This is a genomic window from Okeania sp. SIO2B3 (assembly GCF_010672525.1).
GTDB lineage: Bacteria > Cyanobacteriota > Cyanobacteriia > Cyanobacteriales > Microcoleaceae > Okeania.
This window is the reverse complement of the sequence record NZ_JAAHGH010000004.1, coordinates 83275-94690: the sequence shown is the minus strand read 5'-3', so window position 1 is coordinate 94690 and position 11416 is coordinate 83275. Positions and strand designations below refer to the sequence as shown.

The window sequence follows — 11416 nt, the reverse complement described above, 5'->3', positions numbered from 1 at the left end:
CCAGGAGAAAAACAATGGTAGCAATTCCCAAACCAGTTCCAATGACCCCCCAAGAATACCTTGACTGGGAGGAGAAACAACCGATTAAATATGAATATATGAACGGTCAAGTCTTTGCCATGACTGGGGGAACTATTCCTCATAATGACATTAGTCTTAATTTGGCAGCGGCTTTAAAAAATCATCTGCGGGGTAAAGGGTGTAAAGTATCAATAGCAGATGTCAAACTGGGAGTATCCGAAAAAGGACCTTTTTATTATCCTGATGTCATGGTAACTTGCGATCAAAGAGACCGACGTGCCACTAAAGTTATTTATCATCCTTGCTTAGTTGTGGAGGTTTTATCTCCAGGAACTGAAGCTTTTAACAGGGGCAAAAAATTTAAAAATTATCGCGATATTTCTACTTTAAAAGAATACGTTTTAATTGATGCGCGAGAGATGACAGTGGAGTGTTTTCGGCCTAATGAAAATGGTGTTTGGGAACTTTATAATTATGGAGAAGGTGACGAAGTAACTTTAACTTCTGTAGATTTTAGCTTTCCCATTGAGATGCTTTATGAGGACGTAGTTTTGGAGGAAGTAGAGGAAGAATAGAGAGTTATATCGCCTTTTCAAACCTCATTGAAGTAATAGACATTTCCAGAAAAGAGGCAACAGGCAACAGGCAACAGGCAACAGGAAGAAATAATTGATAATTGATGGATAAGAATTGATTTTATTTTTGATTTTTGGAGATGTCTAATACCAATTTGATAAATGTTTGCTACAAATAGCTAGGGTATTTCTTAGAATTTCCTACGGAATTCTCCGCAAACATAATCCAGAATTCAGGAGCCATAATGAATAGATTTAATACCAGTTTTCAGTTTGTAAATTCTCTTTTTTTCAAAGTGGCATTTCCTGCAAAATCTTTTTATTGCACTTAATTTTATTCGTAACATTCTTTTTTCAAATTGGTATAATAGATAAAGATATTGGCGTTGCTGAACCAAGGGATGAATCTTTCACTTTCCACACTTCCTACACTTATTCATCCCACAAATATGCAATGCCTAAAATTTCAGCAGGTAAAACTTTGCCTGAATAGACTGTATAGCACTGCGCGCAGGCAACAGGCAACAGGGGGAATAAAAAGCTGATAATATAAGATTTTTAGCTATTGGACAGTTCCTACAATTTGTAAATATACCAGCGCACATTGTTATAAAATAAAACTAGAAAACCGAACATTATAATTAATTATGTCTGCAAAAAAACTCACAGGTAACGAAATTCGACAAACATTTCTCGACTTTTACGCACAACGGGAACACACTATTTTACCCAGTGCATCCTTAGTTCCAGAAGACCCCACGGTCTTACTCACTATTGCGGGAATGTTACCATTTAAACCTATATTTCTCGGACAACAACCCCGGAAATATCCCCGTGCTACTACTTCCCAAAAATGTATCCGCACTAACGATATTGAAAATGTTGGTCGTACTGCCAGACATCACACTTTTTTTGAGATGTTGGGTAATTTCAGTTTTGGCGACTATTTCAAACCAGAAGCGATCGCTTTTGCTTGGGAACTTTCCACAAAAATATTCGGTTTGCCTCCAGACCGTTTGGTTGTGAGCGTATTCCGAGAAGATGATGAAGCATTTGCTATTTGGCGCGACAAAATTGGCATTCCTGCACACCGCATTCAACGGATGGATGAGGAGGATAATTTTTGGGCATCGGGCCCGACGGGCCCGTGCGGTCCCTGTTCGGAAATTTATTACGACTTCCATCCAGAATTGGGGGATGAGAACATTGACCTGGAAGACGACAGCAGGTTTATCGAATTTTATAACCTGGTGTTTATGCAATACAACCGGGATGCAGAGGGAAATCTCACGCCACTGCAAAACAGAAATATTGACACCGGGATGGGGTTGGAAAGGATGGCGCAAATATTACAAAAAGTGCCTAATAATTATGAAACTGACCTAATTTTTCCGATCATTAAAACTGCTGCGGATATTGCTGGTATCGACTACAAAAAAAGTGATGACAAAACCAAAATTTCCCTGAAAGTAATTGGCGACCATGTGCGAGCAGTAGCACATTTAATTGCTGATGGTGTCACCGCATCTAATGTTGGCAGGGGTTATATTTTACGACGGTTAATTCGCCGAGTTGTGCGTCACGGACGTTTGATTGGCATTTTTGGGGAGTTTACATCCAAAGTTGCTGAGAAAGCGATCGCTCTTTCTGAGGATGTTTACCCAAATTTGCGGGAGCGGGAAAGTGCTATTAAAGCTGAGTTGCAACGGGAAGAGTCTCGCTTCTTGGAAACATTGGAGCGGGGTGAAAAATTGTTGGCGGAAATTATGGCAAAACCGGAAACTCAGAAAACTAAACAAATTTCTGGGGAAGATGCTTTCAAGTTATACGATACTTATGGTTTTCCACTGGAGTTGACTCAGGAAATAGCTGAAGAGAATGGTTTAACTGTTGATGTTGATGGGTTTGAGAAAGAAATGAAACTGGCGCAAGAGCGTTCTCAGTCAGCCCACGAAACTATTGACTTGACTGCTGAAGGTGGGGTGAAATTAGATGTTGACAAAACGGAATTTTTAGGATACACAGATTTGACTTCCTCAGCGCAGGTAATGGCGTTAGTAGCTGAAGGGGAACAGGTTGAGTCTGCTGAAGCAGGTACTCAAGTGCAAGTGGTGCTTGACCAAACACCCTTTTATGCTGAGTCTGGAGGTCAAATAGGCGATCGTGGTTATCTGAGTGGGGATAATGTGGTCGTGCGGATAGAAGATGTGCAGAAGCAGAATAATATTTTTGTGCATTTCGGTCGCGTGGAAAGGGGTACGTTACAGTTAGGAATAACGGTGAATGCTCAAATAGATGCTGCTTGTCGTCGCAGAGCGCAAGCAAACCATACCGCAACACATTTGTTACAAGCTGCTTTGCGGTCTCTGGTAGACCAGTCTATTTCTCAAGCAGGTTCCTTGGTATCTTTTGACCGTTTGCGATTTGATTTTAATTGCCCACGGGGGTTGAAACCGGAGGAAGTGGAGCAAGTGGAAGCTCAGGTAAATAGTTGGATAGCTGAAGCACATCCGGCGACGGTTGCGGAAATGCCATTGGATGAGGCAAAGGCAAAAGGAGCAGTTGCTATGTTTGGTGAAAAATATGGTGATCTGGTAAGGGTGGTTGACTATCCGGGAGTGTCGATGGAATTATGTGGGGGAACTCATGTGAATAATACGGCAGAAATTGGGGTGTTTAAAATTATTTCTGAAGCTGGTATTTCTTCTGGGGTGCGCCGTATAGAAGCAGTTGCAGGTTTGGCAGTTTTAGATTATTTGAATGTCCGAGATATTGTGGTAAAAGAATTGAGCGATCGCTTTAAGGCAAAACCAGAGGAATTATCGGAGCGGGTGAGTAATTTGCAGCAGGAGTTGAAGGAGTCGCAGAAACAGTTGGAAGCGTTGAAAGGTGAGTTAGCTGTGGCGAAGTCTGACCAGTTGTTAGGAGATGCTGAGACTGTGGGTGAGTTTCAGATATTAGTAGCAGAAATGCCTGGAGTTGATGCGGAGGCGTTGAAAACTGCTGCGGAACGGTTACAACAAAAGTTGGGCGAGAGTGCTGTGGTATTGGGTGCTGCATCTGGGGAGAAAGTTAGTTTAGTTGCTGCCTTTAGTAAGTCTGTGAATAGTAAAGGTTTGCAAGCAGGGAAATTTATTGGTGGGATAGCGAAAATGTGTGGAGGAGGCGGCGGCGGTCGTCCGAATTTGGCGCAAGCAGGGGGTCGTGATCCGAGTAAGTTGAAGGAAGCGTTGGAAAGTGCGAGGGAGCAGTTAGTTGAAGGGTTGAAGTAGGTTTTTCGGGTGGGTGAAAAAGCCCACCTAAATCTATTTTATAATAGTAAATATTGAAAAAGTAATTGATAAATTTCAGAAATATGGTTAATGACAGAGATGTGACAACAAAATTTAAAGTTATTGTTCCTAAAGATTGGAGCAAAAAGAATAAGGGAGATTTTTGGGAAAACACGGTAGCAAATTTGTTTCGGCAGCAGAGATGGGAGGTGTGTGAACGCATAAGCTTTACAGGTAGTGAAATAGACGTTTTAGCTAAAAAAATAGAGACAAATGAGAAAGCATTTATTGAATGTAAGTTTTATGCAAAAGGTACTATTAGTGCGGAAGTTATACAAAAGATATGGGGAAAAGCTGATATTGAAGATTGTAACCGTCTATTTCTAGCCTGTACTTCTGAATTTGGTCAAGATGCCAAAGGTGTCATAGAACGAGTAAAAGAGAAGTATAAAGATCCAAAATATGCTGGAGTTAGGGCAGAATTCTGGGGACCAGAAAAACTAGCTGAGGTATTTATGGATATTAAATCCATCAAATTACCTGATTGGAATAAATATAATATTGGCAAGGTTAATACAGCTACCTTATTAGTCACTCCCTTACAAAATTTTTGGGTAGTTGAAGAAATAGGTAAAGAAGGAACTCCAGTTCGTGCAATTATTTGTCCAACAAAAGAAGATGAAGTAATCAAAAATATAGAACGACTAGAAAGTGACTTAAAAAACCATGATCTTTGGTCTGGTATTCAAATAATTGATAGTAATACAATTCAGAAAGAATCATTAAATAAATCAACTGCTTCTACAGTAAAATCTACTTTAGAAGTAGTATCACAAATGGGGAAGGCAGACAGCTTTGATGACTATAGTCGTCCATGTAATCCAAATTATTTTGTTGGGCGTGAAAACTTAAGAAAACAATTTTGGGAATTTGTAAAAAATGTCAAATATTCTCAAACATCAACAAGAATTATTACTTTTTCTGGTAATTCAGGTTTAGGAAAATCTTCTCTTATGCTGCGCTTAGAAAAAGAATGTTTTAATCAAGATAATAATAATTTTTATTTATATCAAGTTGATGTTCGATCCGCACAAGGTCCTCTCTTTGTTTTAAGTGCTATTCAGAAAGCAATTCAGAAATCTATAGAAGATGGTTTTATTAATTTACCTGATCATCAAGTAGAATTTGGAAGTGTAGAACAACCTTTATTTAATAATTCTTCTCTTAAGAAAATTATAGAGCTACTGAAAAGTGAGAATAGAGTCATAATTATTTTCTTCGATCAATTTGAGCAACTATTTACAAAAGAATCTTTATTCTGTGTATATGAACGATTTCAAAAATTAGCTTATGAAATTGATGAACTGAAAGAAAATATTATTTTAGGCTTCTGCTGGAGAACAGGTATAATGATTCCAGATGGACATCAAGCTTATCACTTATGGCATAATTTAGAGGATAAAATATACAATCTTGGAGTAGAAAAATTCGGACAGAAAGAATCAAAAGAACTTCTCAAACAGTTCAATAAATTAAAAGGCGACACACTGAAGAAATGGCTTATAGAGAATTGCCACGATTTACCTTGGTTACTAAAAAAGACTTGTAGTCATATATCTAAAGAACCTAAGCTTAAATCATCTTTGACAAGTCAAATTGATATCAAAAAACGAATCAAAAAACTTTTCGATCAAGATGTAGATAAATGTACTGCTCCAGAACAGCAAAAATGCTTAAAATATTTAGCAGAAAATACTATAATTGATAAAACTGAGCTTGTAGATAAATTTGGCTACGACACTGTTAAATACTTAGAAGAAAATAGATTAATAATTAGTTCTGGTATGAACTACACAATTTACTGGGATTTATTTAGGGAATATCTTGCAGAAGGAAAGTTACCTGAAATACATTTAGATTTTGATTATAGACCTAAGAATATGATTGATAAACCACTAGAAATTTTTGATTTAATAGCCTCAAAAGGTGCAACAGGAATAAAATATACAGAAATATTAAATTTAAAAAATCAAATAAAACAAAGTACTTTAAAAAATATTAGAGATGACTTACAAAGATTGGGATTAGTTGAATATAAAAGCCCAATATTAAAGATCAATAGTGATTTATTAGGAAAAACAAGTTCAGATTCAGAAATAGCAAATTATTTAGCAAATATACTCCATGAACATATCGTCATCAAAGAAATATATCAAAACAATAAACCAGGCAGTATAATGACGGTATATAAACTTCACAAAATTATTGCAAACCTATACAATTTGTCAGTGAATAATAGAAATAATAGAACGGTCAATCATTATTTTACTAGAATGATTTCTTGGTTCTGTTTCGCAGGACTTCTAGAAAAAGGATCGGGTAACAATATAAAAATACCAAATGGTACGAGTAAACAAAAGGGAAAACGGAAAGATCAAGAACACCAACAACTATCACTATTCTAAAATATTCTTGGAATCAGAAGATTTAAAAAGTTGAAAAACTTTTTGACATATATGAAAATGTAGGAGCGATCGCTAATCATACGTCAAAATTAAAATAAGTCTATTTAACCAATTTAATTATTACTCTCCTCTAAATTCTTGAAAAATTTTATAACTTTGACAAATTGCTTCTAAACAAATATCCCCTTCCAAATAAAACTGGATTAATGGAGTTGTTAAATTTTGAGAATTAGTGAAAGGATAAGATAAAGATGATAAGACTTCGGGAACTGTTTTAGATAACTGCTGAAGTTTTACTTCTCCCACCCAAAAACAGTAATCTGCTTCCTCAGAATTAAGAGGTTGAGAAAGAACAAGATGGATAATTTGATATAGTTCGATTGCTACATCTCCTACTTCCGGGCCGTAGGTAAAATTAAGACGTAATCCAATATTTTTGGGCATCATAGAAATACCAACTAAGTCAGCACTGTTTAGGTCTTCTAGAAAAGTAGTTAAATTAGGAATAATAGTTGTAGTCATAGAATTAATATTTCTCCTGTATTATGTGTATTTGCTCCAGGAATAAATTGAATTTGATTACCATTTTGGTCGTAGCGACGACGATAAGGTTTACCTTGGGAAGTTTTTATTTTCGGAACTGTGCGAACTATTTCACCACTCGGCATAATGTGAATTATACTACCATCTACATGAGCAAAAGTTTCATATCCTCCCCTAGTTTGTGTTTGAAATTGAAACCCATAATTTGACAAAATAGTGAGAGCTTCTGATGTGGTTTTTCCTGTTAAGTCGGGAAGTTGTTGTGCTGCAGGAATCATCAATTAATTTCTAATTAAATATCAACAAAAAGATAGGTTTTAATATTAGAGCGATCGCTAACTTTATTTATCCTCTCAAACTAAAATTTAATATCCCGCCAATTTTGAGCATATTCTCCTACAAATATCTTCAAAATTCCAGATATTAGAGGTACTGATAACTGATAACTGATAACTGAAATGGCGTGCTTCAGAGATGCTGAAACTAAAATATTAAATAGAGCAGTTTTATTTCTTGGTTTTGCAACTATTCTATCAACAATAGATGTTATATTAGCATCAATACTTGAATAAGTTGTCTTATTTGATTGAGACTATCAACCTATGGAAATATATAAATAAAAATGTAGAAGCAAGGGCAAAACCGACCCCCAAAATCATCTGTATATCCGTGCTATAATCAGTGTCTAGCTCTAGGGAGCGACCGCTAATAATATGTTAAAATCAAAATAAGCTTATTGAAGAATTTAAAAATAATAATTGCACTTAAATATGACTCCAAACCAAACTATAGAAGAAATAAAAGCTCTGATATTTCAATTACCTATTCAGGAACAAATAATCCTCATAGAATACCTTGAGGAAAGACTAGAAACTCTCACCATGATGCAACTAGCAGAAACAGGTTTTTCAGAGTGGAATGAACCAGAAGAAGATATTTACGATGTCGAATCCTAAACCTCAAATCGTCAGAATAATTTTTCTGCTCAATTCTTGACTAAAATCCTAAATTTTTGAACCATTACCACCTAAAACCTCGCACTTTTTGATACTTAAAAAGGCACTTACCTTTATCTGTAAAGACTTTTAGATTTAATCAGCAGAGCAATAATTATCCATATAATATTGAGGAACTAATAACCATGGAATTAGTAACTGCATTTATTTCAACGACAGATTATTTGGAAGGGGAAAAAATGAGTCCCATTCGCCATGAATATCTCGGCGGTCAAATATTCGCTATGTCTGGTGGCAGTGAGGAACATAACCGCATTGCGTTAAATATTGCTAGTCTTTTACGCTTTCATCTACGCGGAAGTGGATGTAAAACTTTTATTGCAGATATGAAAGTTAAAATTGCCATTGCGGAAAATAGCTCGGATATTTTTTATTATCCGGATGTCATGGTAACTTGCAACCCACAAGATACAGAAAAATATTATAAGAGTTTTCCTTGTTTAATTGTGGAGGTACTTTCTCTTTCTACTCAAAATTTAGATAGATGAGAAAAACGGTTGAATTATCAAATTTTAGCAAGTTTACAAGAGTATATATTGGTTGATAAAACAGAAATGAAAGTAGAAGTTTATCGTCCGTCAGGAACTGGTTATTGGTCTAGGGAAAATTTAGGAAAAGAAGATTGTTTAGAATTAAAGTCGGTGGGGTTAACTTTAACAATGACTGATATTTATGATGAGGTTTTGAGTGGTTGAAGAAGGAAGAAGGAAGAAGGAAGAAGGAAGAAAGCAAGAAAAAGTGGATGGGGACTCAAACCCTAACCTAATAAATATCTCACACCTTCCTAATAATATGACACAATATTAAACAGTCCAAATAATTCATATTATCTATGACCAAAACCATACCAGAACTACCAAGCAAATACGACGCATTCTCAACTGAGGCGAAATGGCAGAAATATTGGGAGGAAAACAACACTTTCAAAGCTGACCCCAACCATCCAGGAGACCCCTACTGCATCGTCATCCCCCCACCTAACGTTACAGGCAGTCTCCACGCAGGCCATGCCTTCAACAATTCTCTCATTGACGCTCTCATTCGTTACCATCGGATGCGCGGTGACAACGCTCTCTATCTTCCCGGTACTGACCACGCTAGTATCGGTGTACAAACTATTCTGGAACGCCAACTAAAAACGGAAGGCAAAACTCGCTATGATATTGGGCGGGAAAAATTTCTGGAACGCGCTTGGGAATGGAAAGCTGAGTCTGGCGGTACTATCGTTAACCAACTACGTCGCTTGGGAGTTTCTACAGACTGGACTCGCGAACGTTTTACTCTAGATGAAGGCTTATCAAAAGCTGTTCTCGAAGCGTTTATGCGTCTCTACGAAGAGGGTCTCATCTATCGCGGTAACTATCTAGTCAACTGGTGTCCGGCAAGTCAGTCTGCTATTTCTGACTTGGAAGTTGAAAATAAGGAAGTTAATGGCAACCTCTGGCATTTTCGTTACCCCCTTACTGATGGCAGTGGTTATGTGGAAGTCGCTACTACTCGTCCGGAAACAATGTTGGGAGATACTGGTGTCGCAGTTAACCCCAATGACGACCGCTACAAAAATCTCATTGGCAAAACTCTGACGCTACCAATAATGGAACGGGAAATACCTATTATTGCGGATGAGTTGGTTGACCCTGAATTTGGTACTGGTTGTGTCAAAGTTACCCCTGCTCACGACCCTAATGATTTTGAAATGGGTAAACGTCACGACTTGCCATTTATCAATATTATGAATAAGGATGGTAGTTTGAATGAAAATGCAGGACCGTTTGTTGGTCAAGACCGTTTTGAGGCACGGAAAAATGTTGTGAAACGGTTAGAGTCAGAGGGTGTTTTGGTTAAGGTAGAGGAGTATAGTCATAGTGTTCCCTATAGCGATCGCGGCAAAGTACCTGTCGAACCTTTGCTCTCAACTCAGTGGTTTGTCAAAATTAAACCGTTGTCTGATAAAGCGCTGGAATTATTGGATAAACATAACCAACCAAAATTTGTTCCCGAACGTTGGACGAAGGTTTATCGCGACTGGTTGGTGAAAATTAAGGACTGGTGTATTTCTCGGCAACTTTGGTGGGGTCATCAAATTCCAGCTTGGTACGCTGTGAGTGAAACTAATGGAAAAATTGCCGATAACACTCCTTTTGTTATTGCTCGTTCGGAAACGGAAGCGTTGGAGCAAGCAAAGGCAAAATTTGGTGCTGATGTCAAAATTGAACGAGACCCAGATGTGCTTGATACTTGGTTTTCATCTGGTTTATGGCCGTTTTCAACATTGGGTTGGCCTGAAAACACTCCCGACTTAGCAAAATATTATCCTACTAGCACTCTTTCTACTGGTTTTGATATTATCTTTTTCTGGGTAGCTAGAATGACAATGATGGGAACTCATTTTACTGGCAAAATGCCGTTTGAAACGGTTTATATTCATGGTTTAATGTTAGATGAAAAGGGGAAAAAACAATCTAAATCTGCTGGTAATGGTATTGACCCTTTATTGTTAGTTGAAAAGTATGGTACTGATGCTTTACGTTATACTTTGATGCGAGAAACTGCTGGAGCAGGACAAGATGTGAGGATGGATTATAATCGGGAAACTGATGAGTCGGCATCGGTAGAAGCTTCTCGAAATTTTACTAATAAAATTTGGAATGCTGCTCGATTTGTGATGATGAAATTAGAGGGTAAATCTCCTCAAGAATTAGGGGATCCGGAGCAGGAGAAATTAGAGTTAGTTGACCGTTGGATTTTGTCTCGTTTCTATCAGGTTGTACAGCAAACTTGTGATTATTTAGATAATTATGGTTTGGGGGAAGCTGCGAAGGGTCTTTATGAATTTATTTGGGGAGATTTTTGTGATTGGTATCTGGAATTAGTTAAATCTCGCCTTCAAGGTGAGGATGAGATTTCTAAGTTAGTGGCACAACAAACATTGGCTTATGTTTTGGATGGAATTTTAAGATTATTACATCCTTTTATGCCTCATATTACAGAGGAAATTTGGCATACTTTGAATCAAGTTGGTGAGGAAGATTGTTTGGCTTTGCAGTCTTATCCGAAGTTGGATAAATCTTTAATTAATTCGGATTTAGAAACGGAGTTTGAGTTATTAATTGGGGTAATTCGGACTATCCGAAATTTACGGTCTGAGGTTGATATTAAACCAAAGGTAAAAATTACGGCAATTTTGCAGAGTGAGAATGAAAAAGAACGGGAAATTTTGAGTAAAGGTGAGGTTTATATTCAGGATTTAGCTAAAGTTGAAAAGTTGAATATTACTCCTAGTGTTGATGCGGAAGTTGGTCAAACTATTGCTGGTGTGTTTGGTACTGTGCAAGTTTTAATTCCATTATCTGGAGTAGTAGATATTGAAGCTTTATCTGCTCGGTTGGAGAAGAAATTAGGAAAGTTAGAAAAAGAGATATTATCTACTTCTAAAAGGTTGAGTAAACCAGAGTTTGTTAAGAAAGCTGATGCTCTCTTTGTAGAGGAAACAAAGAATAATTTAGCCGAGGCAGAAAAACAGG

General features: G+C 37.2%; 10 protein-coding genes. 8 read left to right on the top strand and 2 right to left on the bottom strand.

Annotated features, from left to right (window positions below; genetic code table 11):
• The first annotated feature begins 14 nt into the window (after positions 1-14).
• From F6K15_RS04715 to F6K15_RS04700, 4 genes are all read left to right on the top strand, one after another.
• Positions 15-596 carry a Uma2 family endonuclease gene (locus tag F6K15_RS04715; RefSeq protein WP_293057708.1) on the top strand — a complete coding sequence of 194 codons (582 nt, stop codon included), beginning with the start codon at positions 15-17 and terminating at the stop codon, positions 594-596.
• Positions 597-918: 322 nt separating this feature from the next.
• Positions 919-1089 carry a hypothetical protein gene (locus tag F6K15_RS04710; RefSeq protein WP_293057706.1) on the top strand — a complete coding sequence of 57 codons (171 nt, stop codon included), beginning with the start codon at positions 919-921 and terminating at the stop codon, positions 1087-1089.
• 154 nt (positions 1090-1243) lie between these two features.
• Complete coding sequence (gene alaS, locus F6K15_RS04705) at positions 1244-3868, top strand: alanine--tRNA ligase (protein ID WP_293057704.1); 2625 nt, start codon at positions 1244-1246, stop codon at positions 3866-3868.
• An 83-nt stretch (positions 3869-3951) separates the two neighbouring features.
• Entirely contained in the window at positions 3952-6333 is a 2382-nt protein-coding gene (locus tag F6K15_RS04700; RefSeq protein WP_293057702.1) for a restriction endonuclease, read from the top strand.
• A gap of 120 nt (positions 6334-6453) precedes the next feature.
• Here the strand turns inward: F6K15_RS04700 and F6K15_RS04695 are convergent, their stop codons facing one another.
• Positions 6454-6855: a hypothetical protein gene (locus F6K15_RS04695; RefSeq protein ID WP_293057699.1), complete on the bottom strand. Its 402-nt coding sequence runs from the start codon at positions 6853-6855 to the stop codon at positions 6454-6456.
• Positions 6852-7154, bottom strand: a complete 303-nt coding sequence (locus F6K15_RS04690; protein ID WP_293057696.1) for a PASTA domain-containing protein — start codon at positions 7152-7154, stop codon at positions 6852-6854. Before F6K15_RS04690 ends, F6K15_RS04695 begins: the two co-directional genes overlap by 4 nt.
• Before the next feature lie 492 nt (positions 7155-7646).
• Here F6K15_RS04690 and F6K15_RS04685 point away from each other — a divergent pair, with 492 nt between their 5' ends.
• The 4 genes from F6K15_RS04685 to F6K15_RS04675 all read left to right on the top strand — a co-directional run.
• The gene (locus tag F6K15_RS04685; protein WP_293057693.1) at positions 7647-7832 is read left to right on the top strand and encodes a hypothetical protein; all 186 of its coding nucleotides are present in this window, start codon (positions 7647-7649) and stop codon (positions 7830-7832) included.
• 185 nt (positions 7833-8017) lie between these two features.
• Positions 8018-8380 (top strand): Uma2 family endonuclease, encoded by a 363-nt coding sequence (locus tag F6K15_RS38120; RefSeq protein WP_363267276.1) that lies wholly within the window; start codon positions 8018-8020, stop codon positions 8378-8380.
• A gap of 9 nt (positions 8381-8389) precedes the next feature.
• The gene (locus tag F6K15_RS38115; protein ID WP_363267274.1) at positions 8390-8587 is read left to right on the top strand and encodes a Uma2 family endonuclease; all 198 of its coding nucleotides are present in this window, start codon (positions 8390-8392) and stop codon (positions 8585-8587) included.
• Between the two features lie 137 nt (positions 8588-8724).
• On the top strand, positions 8725-11416 hold a 2692-nt coding region (locus tag F6K15_RS04675), incomplete at its 3' end, for a valine--tRNA ligase (RefSeq protein WP_293057690.1).

Bases quoted from the DNA above. Each gene is read 5' to 3' on its own strand.
- F6K15_RS04715 (WP_293057708.1), top strand. From the start codon at position 15: ATGGTAGCAATTCCCAAACCAGTTCCAATGACCCCCCAAGAATACCTT.
- alaS (WP_293057704.1), top strand. From the start codon at position 1,244: ATGTCTGCAAAAAAACTCACAGGTAACGAAATTCGACAAACATTTCTC.
- F6K15_RS04700 (WP_293057702.1), top strand. From the start codon at position 3,952: ATGGTTAATGACAGAGATGTGACAACAAAATTTAAAGTTATTGTTCCT.
- F6K15_RS04695 (WP_293057699.1), bottom strand. From the start codon at position 6,855: ATGACTACAACTATTATTCCTAATTTAACTACTTTTCTAGAAGACCTA.
- F6K15_RS04690 (WP_293057696.1), bottom strand. From the start codon at position 7,154: ATGATTCCTGCAGCACAACAACTTCCCGACTTAACAGGAAAAACCACA.
- F6K15_RS04685 (WP_293057693.1), top strand. From the start codon at position 7,647: ATGACTCCAAACCAAACTATAGAAGAAATAAAAGCTCTGATATTTCAA.
- F6K15_RS38120 (WP_363267276.1), top strand. From the start codon at position 8,018: ATGGAATTAGTAACTGCATTTATTTCAACGACAGATTATTTGGAAGGG.